The sequence below is a fragment of the Streptomyces sp. WZ-12 genome (assembly GCF_028898845.1).
In the GTDB taxonomy this organism is placed as follows: Bacteria; Actinomycetota; Actinomycetes; order Streptomycetales; family Streptomycetaceae; genus Streptomyces.
This window is the reverse complement of record NZ_CP118574.1, coordinates 6819502-6834653: the sequence shown is the minus strand read 5'-3', so window position 1 is coordinate 6834653 and position 15152 is coordinate 6819502. Positions and strand designations below refer to the sequence as shown.

The 15152-nt window shown below is 74.4% G+C and carries 12 protein-coding genes; 6 read left to right on the top strand and 6 right to left on the bottom strand.

Annotated elements, in window-relative coordinates; genetic code table 11:
• Positions 1–357 precede the first annotated feature (357 nt).
• On the top strand, positions 358–1332 hold the full coding sequence (locus PV796_RS29590) for a lytic polysaccharide monooxygenase auxiliary activity family 9 protein (protein ID WP_274919297.1): 975 nt from the start codon (positions 358–360) through the stop codon (positions 1330–1332).
• A gap of 34 nt (positions 1333–1366) precedes the next feature.
• On the opposite strand, the gene PV796_RS29585 is transcribed toward PV796_RS29590, so the two are convergent.
• The gene (locus tag PV796_RS29585; RefSeq protein ID WP_274916528.1) at positions 1367–1834 is read right to left on the bottom strand and encodes an Lrp/AsnC family transcriptional regulator; all 468 of its coding nucleotides are present in this window, start codon (positions 1832–1834) and stop codon (positions 1367–1369) included.
• Between the two features lie 80 nt (positions 1835–1914).
• On the opposite strand from PV796_RS29585, the gene PV796_RS29580 reads away from it, so the two are divergent.
• Complete coding sequence (locus tag PV796_RS29580) at positions 1915–3207, top strand: APC family permease (RefSeq protein ID WP_274916526.1); 1293 nt, start codon at positions 1915–1917, stop codon at positions 3205–3207.
• A 61-nt stretch (positions 3208–3268) separates the two neighbouring features.
• On the opposite strand, the gene PV796_RS29575 is transcribed toward PV796_RS29580, so the two are convergent.
• Complete coding sequence (locus tag PV796_RS29575) at positions 3269–4174, bottom strand: esterase/lipase family protein (RefSeq protein WP_274916524.1); 906 nt, start codon at positions 4172–4174, stop codon at positions 3269–3271.
• A 344-nt stretch (positions 4175–4518) separates the two neighbouring features.
• Between PV796_RS29575 and PV796_RS29570 the strand changes: the two genes are divergently transcribed.
• Entirely contained in the window at positions 4519–5229 is a 711-nt protein-coding gene (locus tag PV796_RS29570; RefSeq protein ID WP_274916522.1) for a pyridoxamine 5'-phosphate oxidase family protein, read from the top strand.
• On the opposite strand, the gene PV796_RS29565 is transcribed toward PV796_RS29570, so the two are convergent.
• Both PV796_RS29565 and PV796_RS29560 read right to left on the bottom strand, forming a co-directional pair.
• Entirely contained in the window at positions 5220–6260 is a 1041-nt protein-coding gene (locus tag PV796_RS29565; RefSeq protein ID WP_274916521.1) for a DNA polymerase Y family protein, read from the bottom strand. The genes PV796_RS29570 and PV796_RS29565 overlap by 10 nt on opposite strands.
• Complete coding sequence (locus PV796_RS29560) at positions 6257–9784, bottom strand: DNA polymerase III subunit alpha (RefSeq protein WP_274916519.1); 3528 nt, start codon at positions 9782–9784, stop codon at positions 6257–6259. The genes PV796_RS29565 and PV796_RS29560 overlap by 4 nt, the downstream gene beginning before the upstream one ends.
• A 195-nt stretch (positions 9785–9979) precedes the next feature.
• Between PV796_RS29560 and PV796_RS29555 the strand changes: the two genes are divergently transcribed.
• Complete coding sequence (locus tag PV796_RS29555; RefSeq protein ID WP_274916518.1) at positions 9980–11053, top strand: DUF3533 domain-containing protein; 1074 nt, start codon at positions 9980–9982, stop codon at positions 11051–11053.
• A 135-nt stretch (positions 11054–11188) separates the two neighbouring features.
• Here the strand turns inward: PV796_RS29555 and PV796_RS29550 are convergent, their stop codons facing one another.
• Complete coding sequence (locus PV796_RS29550) at positions 11189–11959, bottom strand: SDR family NAD(P)-dependent oxidoreductase (protein ID WP_274916516.1); 771 nt, start codon at positions 11957–11959, stop codon at positions 11189–11191.
• Between the two features lie 118 nt (positions 11960–12077).
• Here PV796_RS29550 and PV796_RS29545 point away from each other — a divergent pair, with 118 nt between their 5' ends.
• Together PV796_RS29545 and PV796_RS29540 are read left to right on the top strand one after the other, a co-directional pair.
• Positions 12078–12758 carry a TetR/AcrR family transcriptional regulator gene (locus PV796_RS29545; protein WP_274916514.1) on the top strand — a complete coding sequence of 227 codons (681 nt, stop codon included), beginning with the start codon at positions 12078–12080 and terminating at the stop codon, positions 12756–12758.
• Positions 12759–13087: 329 nt separating this feature from the next.
• On the top strand, positions 13088–13531 hold the full coding sequence (locus PV796_RS29540) for a subtilase-type protease inhibitor (RefSeq protein ID WP_274916513.1): 444 nt from the start codon (positions 13088–13090) through the stop codon (positions 13529–13531).
• Between the two features lie 126 nt (positions 13532–13657).
• On the opposite strand, the gene PV796_RS29535 is transcribed toward PV796_RS29540, so the two are convergent.
• Entirely contained in the window at positions 13658–14722 is a 1065-nt protein-coding gene (locus PV796_RS29535) for a S1 family peptidase (protein ID WP_446750636.1), read from the bottom strand.
• Positions 14723–15152 lie beyond the last annotated feature (430 nt).

Below are 15152 nucleotides of genomic sequence, written 5' to 3'. Positions count from 1 at the left end.
GAAAGGGTGCCACTACAGGCGAACCCGGATGGACTTCTATGGACGCTCACGGGCTCATGGCACCTCAACTACTGGCTCCCGCAGGCCCTTTCCTGTGGTCTCACTTAGCCGCCCCTTAAGCGCACCATAAAGATCCACGAGATCGCCCGTCCGCCGCCGATTCCGCTGCTCAGAGCGGTTAGCGTCGCTTCCGCGAGGCGGGGTTCGGGGGTCCGCCGGTGCCGTTCACCGGGAACGGCACCGCTACCGGACGGACCCCCGACCCCCCACACCCCGCCTTCCGTCCCCCGCCGCGCGCGGCGCACCCCGGGTGCGCCGCGCGCCGCAACCGTCCCCCCGATGAAGGAGACCCCCACGATGACCGCTCGCCGCACGGCCACCGGGATCGCGCTGTTCGGCCTCGCCCCGTTGGCGCTCACCGTGCTCACCGCGACCCCGGCCGCCGCACACGGGTCGATGTCGGACCCGGTCAGCCGGGTCTCGGCCTGCTACGCGGAGGGCCCGGAGAGCCCCAAGTCCGCGGCGTGCAAGGCCGCGGTGCAGGTCGGCGGCGCCCAGGCGCTCTACGACTGGAACGCCGTGCGGGACGGCAACGCCGGCGGCACGTCGCGGCAGCGGATCCCGGACGGCAAGCTGTGCAGCGCCGGCAGCGACGAGTACAAGGGGCTGGACCTGCCGCGCGCCGACTGGCCGGCCACCCCGATGAAGGCCGGCAAGCACACCTTCCGCTACAAGGCGACCGCCCCGCACAAGGGCACCTTCGCGCTGTACCTCACCAAGGACGGCTACGACCCGACCAAGCCGCTGAAGTGGTCCGACCTGGAGGCGAAGCCGTTCGCTGAGGTCACCAACCCGACCCTGACCGACGGCAGTTACGTCTTCGACGGCACCGTGCCCGCCCGCTCCGGCCGCCACCTCATCTACAGCATCTGGCAGCGCTCGGACAGCCCGGAAGCCTTCTACACCTGCTCCGACGTGGTCTTCGGCAAGGACAACGGCGGCGCCGGGGGCGCCTCGACGCCCGCTCCGACCGCCTCCGCGCCGACCGACCACCAGATCGCCGCCGGCGCCGACAGGTCCTCGATGGACATGAGCCACCACGACCACGCCATGACCGGCACCGGTGGCCAGGACGCGCCGGCGGCCGGCAACAGCGCGGGCGGGGCGCACCCGGACGGCGCGGCGGCCCCGGTCGACGGGAAGCACCTGGCCAAGACCGGTGGCGACGGCAGCACCGCCCCGCTGGCCATCGGGGGCGCCGCGGTGCTCGCCCTCGGCGCCGGCGTGCTGTTCGCCGCGACCCGCCGCAGGGCCGCCCGCCACCAGGGCTGAGCCGCCCGGCCGCGCACCGCCGCCCGCCGGTCCGTCAGGACCGCGCGGGCGGCAGCGGTTCGATGACGTCGCCCGCGACGTGCTGGTAGATCACCGAGCTGCGGCAGTCCACCACCTCGCGGCGCTTGAAGATCCGGTCCATCAGCAGGGCGTGCAGCCGGTCCACGTCCGGGACCGCGACATGCACCAGGAAGTCGTCGCCGCCCGCGACGACATAGACGTTGAGCACCTCGGGCAGCGAGGTCAGGAACGCCTTGAACCGCTCGATCACCTCCCGGTTCATCGGCCGGATGCGGACCGTCAGCAGCGCCTGCACCGGGCGGTTGAGGGCGCGCAGGTCCACCGTCGCGCGGTAGCCGGTGATCACTCCGCGGGCGCGCAGCGCGCGGACCCGCTCCAGGCAGGTGGAGGGGGCGATGTTCAGTTTGCCGGCCAGCTCGCGGTTGGTCTGCCGTGCATCGCGCTGCAGTTCGCGGACAATCGCCGAATCAATGTCGTCCATGCCCCCATGGTGCCGGCACACGCCGAATGTTGTTCGGAGACACCGCCATTTGATCAACGTTCCTATTAGCGTTTGCGGCCGTGACCGTACAAGAAACATCGCTCGCCCCTTCTGCACGGCCGGATGTACGGCGCCTGGGGATCGGCAGTGGCACCGCGCTGTGCGCCGGCGCCGTCCTGGGTCCCGGCGTGCTGACCCTGCCGTCGCTGGCCGCCGCCGCGGCCGGCCCCGCCTCCCTGCTGGCCTGGGTCGTCCTGCTGGCCATGTGCGTCCCGGTGGCCGCGTCGTTCGCGGCGCTGGGCGCGAAGCACCCCGACGGCGGGGGCGTCGCCACCTTCGTGCACCGGGCGATCGGGCCGCGGGCCGCGGCGGCGGTCGGCTGGTGGTTCTACGGGGCGGTGCCGCTCGGGGTGGTCTCGGCCGCCTGGATCGGCGGCACGTACGTGGCCGACGCGGCCGGTTGGGGCCAGGGCGGGGCGGCCGCGGTCGGCGCGGTGGTGCTGGCCGGGTCGCTGGCCTCCAACGCGGTCGGGCTGCGGATGTCGGGCCGGGTGCAGTTGCTGCTCGGCGGGCTGCTGGCGGCGGTGCTGCTGTGCGCGGTGGTGGCCGCCGCGCCGCGGGTGTCCGCGGACCACTTCACGCCGTTCCTGCCCGGCGGTTGGACGTCGGTGGGGTCGGCGGCGGCGGTGCTGTTCTTCGCGTTCGCCGGGTGGGAGGCGGCCAGCCACCTCTCCGGCGAGTTCGCCGACCCGGCGCGCGACCTGCCGCGGGTGACCCGCCGCACGCTCGTCGTGATCACCGTGCTCTACCTGGGTCTCGCGGTCACCACCATCGGGGCGTTGGGCCCGGCCGCCGCCAGGACCGACACCCCGCTGACCGCGCTGCTCGCACAGAGCGTGGGCACCGCCGCCCGTCCGGTGGCCGCCGCGGCGGCGGTGTTCCTCACCTTCGGGGCGGTCAACTCCTACCTGGCCGGGGCCTCCCGGCTCGGTGCGGCGCTCGGCCGGGACGGCGCGGCGCCGCGCTGGCTGGCCGAGGGCGGCGAGCCCGGCGAGGTGCCGCGCCGGTCCCTGGCGGTGCTGGGTGTGGCGGCGGCGGCGCTGGCGGTGCCGGCCGCGGTCGGCGCGGCCGACCTGGACCTGCTGATGCGGGCCACCGCCACCTGCCTGGCCGCGGTGACCCTGGCGGGGCTGATCGCCGCGCTGGTGCTGCTGCCGCGGCGCACCCCGCTGTGGTTCGGCGGGCTGGCCAGTTCGCTGCTGACCGTGGGGGTGCTCGCCTTCTCCGGGTGGCTGCTGCTGATCCCGGTGGCGCTGGCGGCCGCTTCCTACGGATTCCTGACGCTGCGTCGGACGGGTCGGGCCGCCCGCTGAACCGCCGCGGGCGACCCGGCCCCGGCCCCGGCCCGCGCGCCGACCGCGGGCCGGGCACCGCTCAACTGGCGGCGGAGGCGCAGGTGGTCGGGGTGGCGTGCGCCGGGTCGAGCGCGTTGGCCGTCTCGTGGAAGGCGATCCGGTCGACGGTCCCGATGGCCACGTGGTCGGAGAGGTCGACCGGACACAGGTCCTGGAGCAGGACGTTGTGGACGTCCGGGCCGCTCAGGTAGCCCGAGGCGTAGGGCGTGACGACCTCGTCGTACCGGGTGGCGATGACGGTGTAGTGGATGCCGGGGAGGGTGTCGCCGCCGGCGTTGAGGCGGCCCAGGATCGCGGACCCGACGGCCTGGTCGGTCAGCCCCGGGGTGAACGTGTCGAGGTACTTCTTGGCACCGGGGAAGAGGTCGAGCAGGTTGGTCAGCCCGTCGAGGGTGGTGCCGTGGTTGTCGGGGGACAGCCCGACCAGCGTGTGCACCTTGTCCGCGCCGCCGTGGAACTTCAGGTAGACCCGCGGCATCATGCCGCCCTGGGAGTGCCCAACCAGGTCCACCTTGTCCGCGCCGGTCGCGGAGCGCACCCGGTCGACGTAGCTGGCGAGTTGCTGCGCCGAGGCGTCCACGGGGCCGAGCCCGTAGAAGAGCGGGACGCCGGGCAGTTGGCCATAATCCAGGGAGAAGACGCAGTAGCCGCGGGCCACCAAGTAGGGTGCGAGGCCGAGCCAGTTGTCGACGGAGTTGCCGAAGGTTCCGTGGACCAGGACGACGGGCCGGGGGTGGGCGGCGGAGGGCTTGCAGGAGAAGTCGTTCCAGCCGCTGGTGGTTTGAAGGGGGCGGCGCGAGGCGTCTCCTGCCGGGGCGGCGGCGGGCGACGGGCGGGCAGCGGCGGCGGGGGTCGCCGCGGTGAGACCCATGGCGAGGGCGACGACCGGGAGGACGGCGCGCAGTCTCGACCAACGCTGTTTCATGCGGTGCTCCTTGCGGGGTGAGGGGGACTGGCGAAGAGCTCGTGAGCCGTTCACCTGCGATCCGGATCGCAAGGACCAATGGGGGTGACTGCACAGTAAGTTACGGGCGGGTAAGCGCGACGTACCAGTGGCGTGACGGTGAAGGAACGCGCACCCGATCCGCACCGCACGGCCGGGTGCGCAACGCCGGTTGCGTGCCGGGGAGATGACGGTCGGTCCGGCGGGCCGGCCCCGGTCCGGACGCCGCCGGCCGGGCCGGGCTGTCAGTGGCGTCGCGTAGGGTCGAAAACGCATCGGAGACCCGATCGACCAGGGCGTCCGGGCGAAGAACGAGGGGAGACACCATGGACGCGACGGTGGACGGACCGACGGAAACGGCGGGCGGTCGGGGGCGCGAGGCTCCGGTGGAGCCGGCGCCCGCGCCGGACGTCCTGACGGGGATCGAGGAGGTCTCCTCGGAGGCGGAGCTGCGGGCGCTGGTCGGCGAGCCCAGCCACCACGCCGCGCACAAGACCCGCGACCGGCTGCACGCGCTCGACCGGCAGTGGTTGGCGCAGTCGCCGTTCTGCCTGATAGCCACCGCGGACGCGGCCGGCAACTGCGACGTCTCGCCCAAGGGCGACCCGGCCGGCTTCACCCACGTCCTGGACGACACCACCCTGGTCATCCCGGACCGCCCCGGCAACAAGCGCGTGGACGGCTTCCGGAACGTCCTGGTCAATCCGCGCGTCGGGCTGCTCTACGTGCTGCCAGGGCGGGGCGACACCCTGCGGATCAACGGCCGGGCCCGGCTGCTGCGCGATGCCCCGTTCTTCGACGAGCTGGTCGTGAAGGGGCACCGCCCACGGCTGGCGCTGCTGGTCGAGATCGAGGAGGTCTTCTCGCACTGCCCCAAGGCGCTGCTCCGCTCGGAGCTGTGGAAGCCGGAGAGCTGGCGGCCGGAGGCGGTGCCCTCAAGGGCCAAGATAACCAAGGAGCTTGAGGCCCAGGACGTGCCGCTGGCGGCGCTGGAGGAGCACTACGGCCCGCGGTACGCGGAGCGGCTCTACGGCTGAGCGCGGTGGGGCGGCCGGGCCGGCCCCGGGGAGGGTCCGAGGGCGGCCGCGGGGCGCACCGCGGTGGTGCCGAAGCGGGCCCGGGCCCGGTCGACGGCCGCCTCGATGCGGTGGGCCCTGTCGTCGGCAGCGTCGAAGGTGAGCTGGCGGGCGGCGCGTTCGGCGCGGCACAGGTCCTCGGTGCGCAGGGCCAGCGCGCGCACCCGGGCCCGCTGGAGGCCGAGCGCGGCGTGCAGTGCGTAGGCCGCGGCGGTCAGTGCGGGGCCGTGCGCGGTCGGCGCGTCCAGGCGCCGGGTGCGGGTCGTGGTGGAGCGGTCGGCGTAGCGGACGGTGAGGGTGAGCGCGCGGGCCGCCTGCCCGGAGGCCCGCAGCCGGGCGCCGAGTTCGTCGGCGAGCGAGAGCAGCGCCCGGCGGCGCCGGTCCGGGTCCAACTCGTCGTGGGCGAAGCGGTGTTCGGCGGCGAGCGAGCGGGCGGCCGCGTTGGGCGTGACGGGGGTGGGGTCGATGCCGCGGGCGCGCTCCAGGACCGCCCGGCCGGCCCGGGCGCCCAGGATTCGCTGGAGGGTGGCGGGCGGCGCGGCGGCGATCTTGCCGACGCTGTCGAGCCCGTAGGCGGACAGCGCGCGGGCGGCCGCGGGCCCGACGCCGTACAGCGCGGAGGCCGGCCGGCGATCGAGGAAGGCGGCGACGGCCCGGGGGTCGGCGGGCACCGCGCGGATCCCGCCGGGCGGGGCGTCCTGGGCTGCCAGCCGGGCCAGTTGCGGGGTGCCGCCGACGCCGATGGTGCACCGCACGCCGTGCCAGGCCAGCGCGCGCAGCCGGATCAGCGCGGCGACGCCGGCCGCGTCCCGGTCGAAGTAGCGCAGGGCGCCGCGGACGTCGGCGAGCGCGGCGTCCGGTGGCAGCGCCTGGATGACGGGGGTGAACTGCCCCAGCAGTCCGAGCAGTTGCTCGTACTGCCGGGCGTCGACGGGCTCGCCGGCGGCGGTCCGGAAGCGGAGGTACAGCGTGCCTGCACCGGGGCGGCTCATCCGGCGCTCCCGGGGCTGGCGTGCCACAGCTTCCGGCCGGTGGCGGCGCGTTCGCCGGGCGGCTGGAGGTCCGCCCAGGGGTGCAGCTCGTAGCCGGTCTCCAGGCGGAGGGTGCGGCCGGCGCCCGCGCCGGAGGGTTCGGGCGCGCGGGAGGGCCCGTCCGCCGGGGCGCCGTCGGGGGCGGTCGCGGGCGCCGTGCGGTCCGGTTCCGGCGTGGCGGCGAGGTGGGCGGTGACCGCCTCCAGGCCGCCGGTGCGGCGGAGTTCGGCCAGCTCGGCGAGGTTCCAGGCGGCGCTGCCGACCACGCTGAGGCTGCGCGGGCCGCGCCGCTGCACCGTTCCGCGCACCAGCAGCAGCCACGAGTGGAAGACGGTGCGGGCGCACGCCTCGTGGCTGTCGTCGAAGAAGGCGCAGTCGACCAGGCCGGTGCTGTCGTCGAGGGTGGTGAAGATGACCCGGCGGCCGGAGCGGATCGGCGGCGTCTGGGTGGCCGCCTTGGCGCCGGCGACCAGCACCGTCTCGCCGTGCCGGGCACCCCGCAGCAGCCGGGCCGGCACCGCGCCCAGTTCGGCGAGGAACTCCCGGTGGTCGGCCATCAGATGGCGGGAGGCGTCCATGCCCAGGACGCCGAGCTCGGCGCTGAGCCGCTCCACGTCGGTGAGGTCGGGCAGCCCGGCCGGCTCGACCGGTTCGACCTCCCCCGCCTCCTGGTCGGTGTGGAGCGTCAACTGCCCGCCGGGGGCGGTCCGTCCGTGGTGGTGCAGTTCGGCGACGTACAGCAGCAGGTCCCGCCGGTTGGCGCCGAAGGCGTCCAACGCGCCGACCCGGGCGAGGCGTTCGGCCACCGGGCGGCCGGGCCGGGCCCGCTGCCAGAGGTCCTGGAGCGAGCGGTAGGGCTGACCGTCCGCGATCCGCCGGGCCTCGACCTGGCTGATTCCGTACACGTCGGAGAGGGCCAGCCGCAGCCCCCAGACGTCCGGGGCACCTCCACCATCGGACACCAGTTCGATTCGATGGGTGACCGCGGACCGGTTCACGTCCAACGGCAGCACCGGCACCCCGCGCCGCCGGGCGTCCGCGAGCAGCAGCCGCTTGGGGTACATCCCGGGGTCGTGGGTGAGCAGCCCGGCGTAGAAGGCCGCCGGGTGGTGCGCCTTGAGCCAGGCGGACTGGTAGGTGGGCACGGCGAACGCGACGGCGTGCGCCTTGCAGAAGCCGTACGCGCCGAACGCCTCGACGATCTCCCAGGTGTGCGCGATGACGTCGGGGGCGTAGCCGCGGGCGGCGGTCCGCCGGGCGAACCAGTCGCGCACCCGCCCCTGCTCCTCCGGGTCCGCCAGCGCGCGCCGCTGCTCGTCCGCCTCGTCCCGGTGACATCCGGTCATGATCCGCAGGATCTCGATGACCTGCTCGTGGAACACCACCACCCCGTAGGTCTCGCGCAGCGGTCCCTCCAGGTCGCGGTGCGGGTAGCGGACGGGCCGCCGGCCGTGCCGGGCCTCGATGAAGGGCCGCACCATGTCGGCGGCGACCGGCCCCGGGCGGAAGAGGGAGATGTCGACGACCAGGTCGTGGAAGGTGGCGGGTTGGAGCCGGCCGACCAGGTCGCGCTGGCCGGGCGACTCGATCTGGAAGCAGCCCAGGGTCTCGGTGGAACGGATCAGGTCGTAGGTGGCCGGGTCGCCGGGCGGCACCTGCGCCGGGTCGTCCAGGTCGAGCCGGGTCCCGGTGGCCCGACCGAGCTCGGCGACCGCGTGCGCCATCGCGGACTGCATCCGCACGCCCAGCACGTCCAGCTTGAGCAGCCCCAGGTCCTCCACGTCCTCCTTGTCGAACTGGGACATCGGGAAGCCGTCGCCGGCGGTGGGCACGACCGGGGTGCGGTCCAGCAGGGTGGCGTCGGAGAGCAGCACCCCGCACGGGTGCATGGCGATCCCGCGGGGCAGCGCGTCCAGCGCCTCGACGAGCTGCCACAGCCGCTCGTCGGCGCCCTCCCGCACCCCGCGCAGCTCGGGCAGTTCGGCCAGCGCGGCGCGGGCGTCCCGGGCCCGGATGTGCGGGAACGCCTTGGCGAGGCGGTCCACCCGCGCCGGGTCCATGCCGAGGGCGGCGCCCACGTCGCGGACCGCGTGCCGGACGCGGTAGGTCTCGGGCATCGAGACGGTCGCCACCCGCTCGGCGCCGAAGCGGTCGAAGATCGCGCGGTAGACCTCCAGCCGGCGGGCCGACTCCACGTCGATGTCGATGTCCGGCAGCGCGGCGCGCCGCGCGGACAGGAAGCGCTCCATCAGCAGCCCGTGCGCGACCGGGTCGGCGTGGGCGATGCCCAGCAGGTGGTTGACCAGGGACCCGGCGCCGGAGCCCCGGGCGGCGACCCGGATACCCAACTCCCGTACGTCGTCGACGACTTGGGCGACCGTCAGGAAGTACGAGGGGTAGCCGAGCCGCTCGATGGTGCGCAGCTCGTCGTGGAGCCGCGTCCAGTGGGCGCGGTCGCGGTCGTAACCGTGCAGCACCATCGCGGCGGCGCAGCGGGAGCGCAACACCCGGGCGGCGGTGCGGTGTTCCGCGCCGACGAGGTGGGGTTCGGGGAAGTGGATGCGGCCGAGCCCGATGTCGGCCCGCGGGTCCACCCGGCACTCCCCCGCGGTCTCCTCGGTCATGGTGAGCAGCCGGTGGGCGAGGTCGCGCCGGAAGCCGGCCGCCTCAGCGATCCGCTCGGCGGTGCGACCCATCGCGTCGGCGCCCTTGAGCCAGCGTTCGCCGCTGTCCCAGGTCTCGGGGCGGCGGCGGTCCACCGGCATCAGGCGGCGGGCGGAGTCCAGGACGTCGGCGACCGGGCCCTGACCGGGGTCGGCGTAGCGGACCGCGTTGGTCAACACGGCGTGGACGCCCTGGTCGACGGCGAGGCCGAGGGTGCGGGCGGCCAGCCGCAGGGAACCGGGGCCGCTGCCGGTGCGCCCGTGGTCGACGACCTCCAGGCGCAGCGCGTCGCCGTACCGCTCGCGCCAGGGGGCGAGGAGCCGTGCGGCGCGGTCCGGGCGGCCGGCGGCCAGCGCCCGGCCGACGTCGGAGTCCGGGCCGAGCAGGACGGTGAGCCCGTCGGTGGCGGATTCCAGGGCGTCGCGCGGGAGGACGGGCTGCTCGCCGCGGTGGGCGTGGGCGGCGGAGACCAGTCGGCAGAGCGCGGCCCAGCCGGCCGCGCCGCCCCGGGCCAGGAAGACGGCGCGGGCGGCGGACTCGTCGAGGAAGGCGCCGCCCCGCACCGGGGTGCGGGGGCGGGCGGCGGGCCGGGGCGCCGACTCCCCGTCCGCGACGGCGAGTTCGGCGCCGAACAGCGGGCGGACGCCGGCCTCGGCGGCGGCCTTGGCGAACCGGACGGCACCCAAGAGCCCGTCCCGGTCGGTCAGCGCGAGGGCGTCCAGGCCGCGTTCGGCGGCGCGCTCGACCAGCCGCTCCGGGTGGGAGGCGCCGTAGCGCAGCGAGAAGCCCGAAGCGGTGTGCAGATGCGTGAACCCGGGCATCCGCACCTCCTGCACCTCATACGCCCCCCGGCTGTATTCGCGTCCCTTGTTTCACTTCCTCCACCATAACGCCTTTCTCGAACACTCGTACGAACACGCGCCCAGGGGGCCCACCGACCGGGAGATATCGACCAAAACGGATATAAAGCCCGTGGAGCAGCTACGAGCAGCTACGAACCCAGAACGGAGCGGCGCATGGCCACGAGCGACGACGGCACCCGCCTCACCTTCATCGGGGAGGTGAAGAGCGCGGTGACGACCCGGGCGGCGCTCCTGGTGATCGGGGTGCTGGGCCTGATGGTCGCCTTCATCACGTCGTACACCGGCGCCTTCCACCACCCGAAGCCGGACCGGATGACGCTGGCGGTGGTCGCCCCGGCCCAGGTCCGCGGGGAGTTGGTGAGCAAGCTGGACCGGCTCCCGGGCGCACCGCTGGACCCGCGCCCGGCGGCCTCCGAGGCGGTCGCCCGGCGCCAGCTCGCGGACCGCGAGATCGACGCCGCGCTGCTCTTCGACCCGCGCGGCACCACCGACCGGCTGCTGGTCGCCAGCGGTGGCGGCGCCGCGCTCTCCCAGGCGGTCGAGGCGGTCGTGACGGCGGTCGAGGCGGAGCAGCACCGGACCGTTCGCACCGAGGACGTGCTCCCGACCGGCGCCGGCGACAGTCGCAGCCTGTCGTCCTTCTACCTGGTGGTGGGGTGGTGCGTCGGCGGCTACCTGTGCGCCGCGATCCTGGCGATCAGCGCCGGGGCGCGCCCGGCCAACGGGCCGCGGGCGGTCATCCGGCTCGCCGCGCTGGCGCTGTACTCGATCGCCGCCGGGCTGGCCGGGGCGATCGTGGTCGGCCCGGTCCTCGGCGCGCTGTCCGGCAGCCTCTTCGGACTGTGGGGGCTGGGCGCGCTGGTGGTCTTCGCGGTGGGCGCCACCACCCTTGCCTTCCAAGGGCTGTTGGGCATCATCGGCATCGGCCTGGCGATCCTGGTGATCGTGGTCTTCGGCAACCCGAGCGCGGGCGGCGCCTACCCCTATCCGCTGCTGCCGCCGTTCTGGCGGGCGATCGGGCCCGCGCTGCCGCCGGGCGCCGGCACCTGGGCGGCGCGCTCGATCACCTACTTCCGGGGCCAGTCGCTGACCGGGCCGCTGCTGGTGCTCTCCGCCTGGGCGGTGGGCGGCACCCTGGTCACCGTCCTCCTGGCGACGCTGCACCGCACGGCCGACGAGCGCAGCGCCGGGCCGACACCCGAGGGCGGGAAGCGGCTGCCCGCCTGAACCGACCCGACGCACGACGGCGCCCCGTGCCTGCCACGCCCCTCCCGACGCGGCACGCACGGGGCGCCGTCCATTCTCCCGCTCCGGCCCGCGGCGGCTCGCCCGCGGGCCGTCGCCTTCCGGCCATGCCGGCCGTCACATGTGCGTACCGCCGTCGATCCGGATCTCCGTGCCGGTGATGAAGGCGCCGTCCTCCGAGGCAAGCATGGCTATCACGCCGGCGACGGTCTCCGGACCGGCGAAACCCCGGCCGAGGGCCGGCGCCAGCTTCACGAACAGGCTCATGTCGGCGTCCTCCGGCAGCCCCGGGCCGCGGCCGGTGGTCATCCCGCTGGCGATGGAACCCGGCGCCACGCACACCGCGCGCAGCCCCTGCTTGCCGTACTCGCTGGCGATGGCGTGCGTCATGGACTGGATGCCGCCCTTGCTCGCCGCGTACGCCGCCATGTACGGGTGCGCGAACGAGGCCGAGGTGGAGCTGAAGTTGACGATCACCGGGGCCTGGCCCGCCAGCAGGGCGGGCAGCGCCTCGCGGATCATCAGGAAGGTGCCGGTGAGGTTGACCGAGATGACCTTGTTGAAGAAGTCCAGGGTGGTCTCGTGGGTGTGCGCGGAGCGCAGGATGCCGGCCGCGTTGACCAGGACGTCCAGCCCGCCGAGGCGCTGCACCGCGGCGGCCACGCCGGCGCGCACCGCGGCCTCGTCGGAGATGTCCAGGGGCGCGGTCTGCAGGCGGTCGGCGGTGCCGTCCGCGGCGGCCCGCTCGGCGGTGGCCGCCAGGCCCGCCTCGTCGACGTCCACCGCGACCACCCGGCCGCCCTCGGCGAGGATCCGGTGGACGGTGGCCTGTCCGATGCCCGAGCCGGCCCCGGTGATCAGTGTGCGACGTCCGTCAAAGCGGTTCATGGTGCTGCTCCTTCGTGAAGTGCCTCAGGGGACGTTGTGCGCACCGTACGCCCACTTGGCACGTTGTGCCACATTCACATGACATGCCGATCAGGCACGCGCTCCGTAAGCTGGGCGCATGCCCACCGCACCCCGCCCCTCCCTCACCCAGCGCCGGAAGGCCGAGACCCAGCTGGAGATCGCCCGCACCGCGGCCGCCCTGTTCGCGGAGCGCGGCCCCGGGGTCACCGCGGACGAGATCGCCCGCACCTCGGGCGTCGCGCTGCGCACCTTCTACCGGTACTTCCGCACCAAGGAGGACGCGGTGGCCCCGCTGTTGGCCGTCGGCGTCCGGCAGTGGATCGACGACCTGGCGGCCACCACCGCCGGGCCGGACGCCCCGCCCGCCCGCGCGGCGCTGGAGCGGGCCGCCCGCCGGGCGCTGACCCCCACCGACGAGCGGGCCGCCGAGGCGCTGCGCTGGACCCGCGGGCTGCTGCGGGCGATGCCCGACGACCCGGCGCTGCGCGCGGTCTGGCACCGCGTCCACCACGACTCCGAGGAGGCGCTGCGCCCGGTCCTGGCGCGGCTCACCGGCGCCGGCCGGCTCCAGGTGCGGCTGGCCGCGGCGGCGGCGAACACCGCGATGCGGGTCGCGGTCGAGGAGTGGGCCGCGGGCGACGCGCGGGCGGACGGGCCGCACGGCCCCGCGGAGTTGGTGGCCCGCGGCATGCGGGCGCTCACCGCCGGCCTGCCCGAACTCGACCAACGGCCGGGCGACCAGGGAGATTTCGGCGACACCGAGCAGGGCGCACCCTAGGGCGTACCACCCCTGATCCACCGGGCGGACCCCGGGCCGCCCAGGCCCCGCCCTTCGGACAATCGGCGGAGATCGACTCCCGTCCGAACGGACGGTCGGCGGCCGGATTCCCTCCTCGCGGAGGTGAATCGAGGGCCTCCGGACGGCCCCCATCGGCGCTGGCAGCGCCCCGCGCCCCGGCGCCCCGCACCCCAACTCCCGGACACTTTCGCGCCATTACCCTCAGCTTTCACCTATCGACCAAAAGTGATCGGGGCGCGTGCGTTTGAGATGCGGTTGGGCCAGACTCCCGTCCGGTATCTGGACCTACGAGCAAGGGAGTGTTCGTCATGCGGTACATCACTGGGGCGGTCGCGCTCGGGGCGGCGCTGATTCTCGGCGCGCTGTCCACCACCGCGCAGGCCGCCACGCCGGCCCAGCCCGCCCGGACCGGTGGCCTCTACGCCCCGTCGGAGCTGGTGCTGACGGTCGGCCGGGGCGAGACCCGGGCGGACGCCACGGTGGAGCGCGCGGCGACGCTGAGCTGTATGCCGATGGCGACCGGCACCCACCCGGCCCCGATGGCCGCCTGTACCCAACTGCGCGCGGTCGGCGGCGACTTCGAGGCGGTGACCGAGGGTGCGACGAAGAGCACCCGGGTGTGCAACATGCTGTGGGACCCGGTCGTGGTCACCGCGGACGGGGTCTGGCAGGGCCGTCGGGTCTCGTACACCCACACCTTCGCCAACTCCTGCGTGATGACGGACGGCAAGGGCTCGGTCTTCGAGTTCTGACCGACCGCCGGCCGATCCTGACGCACCACCAGGAAACGGCGGACCGCGGACGGCGCCGGCCCCCGGACGAGGAGAGCGTCCGGGGGCCGGTTCATGCCGTCGACCGGGGCCGGTCGGCCGGGTCGGTCAGCCGATCTGGGTACCGGTCGCCTGGAGGGCGGCCGGAACCGGCTGGAAGAAGGTCTCGCCGCCCTGGCTGCAGTCGCCGCTGCCGCCGGAGGTGAGGCCGAGCGCGCTCTCGCCGTCGAAGAGGGCGCCGCCGCTGTCACCGGGCTCGGCGCAGACGTCGGTCTGGATCAGCCCGTCGACCGTGCCCTCCTGGTAGTTGACGCTGGCGTTCAGCGCCTTGACGGTGCCGTCGTGCACCTGGGTGGTGCTGCCGGACCGCTTCACCTGCTCGCCGACGGTGGCGTCCGCGGCCTTGGTGATCTTCTGGGTGCTGCCGTTGTAGAGGTCGACCTCGCTGGGGTGCTCGGTGCTGCCGCTGTACTTGGCGATCGAGTAGTCGTTGCCCGGGAACTTCGACGTCTCGGTGGTCGCGATCGTCTGGCCGCCCTGCTGGTCGGACCACTCCTGGACGGCGTTGCCGCAGTGGCCGGCGGTCAGGATGTACGGGTCGCTGCCCTTGACCACGTTGAACCCGAGCGAGCAGCGGGCGCTGCTGCCCCAGATCGCGTCGCCGCCGGCGATCAGCGGGCGGAACTGGCTGTTGGTGTGGCGGAGTTCGACGGTGTCGCCGAGGCCCTTGGCCACCTTGGTGAGCCGGTCCAGCTTGGCGCCGGTGACCGTGCGGTCGGAGGTCACCACGACCTTGTTGGCCTTCGGGTCCATCGCCCAGGCGGTGCCGGGGATGGTCGCCTTGGCCTTCAGGGTCTGCCGGGCCGCGTCGAGTTGGGCCATCGTGTGCGTGACCATTCTCGGCTCCGCGCCCTTGGCCCGGACCTTCGCCGCGGACGCCTGGTCCACGACGTTGACCACCAGCTTCTTGGCCTGGGCGTCGTAGTACGCGCCGGCGGTGCCGGACTTGAGCTGGGACGCCAGCGTGGTCGCGGCGGCCGGCGAGAGCTTGGCCGTCGCGGGCGCCGGTGCGGCGTGGGCGTTGGCGAGGGTGACGGTCGCGGTGGCGGCCAGCGCGAGTGCGCCGGCGCCGGCCAGCATCGTGCGGCGGCGGGGTATGCGTCGGTGCTTCAACTCAGGGCCTCCCGTGGGGGGTTGGGCCCGGACCGTGGGGAGTCCATGCGGGCCCGAGAGTGAGGTGTGAGGTACCGAGCACGGACGGCACCACCCCGTGGCGACCACCTCGGGGAGTCGCGTCCATGCCAACGGAGCCGAGTATTCCCACCCGTCCCACTCGTGCACAAGACCGGGTTCCGGTCTCGGGTGCGGGAGTTCACGCTTTCCCCACATCTCGTTCACACCGATATCCGACCGCTTTACTCCTGAGTACGGACATCAGAGGGCGGGTGGCGCGGTCGGCGGCCACCGGAAGTGTGAGGATCGCGGCTGTCCGGAAAAAGTCCCGCCATGGGTGGCCTCAGCGCGCCAAGTGCCCTACGCACCGCGCCATTTCGCCGTCCCACCCTCGTTCTACGTGGAGGTACCCGTTCGCACCGGCCGACGA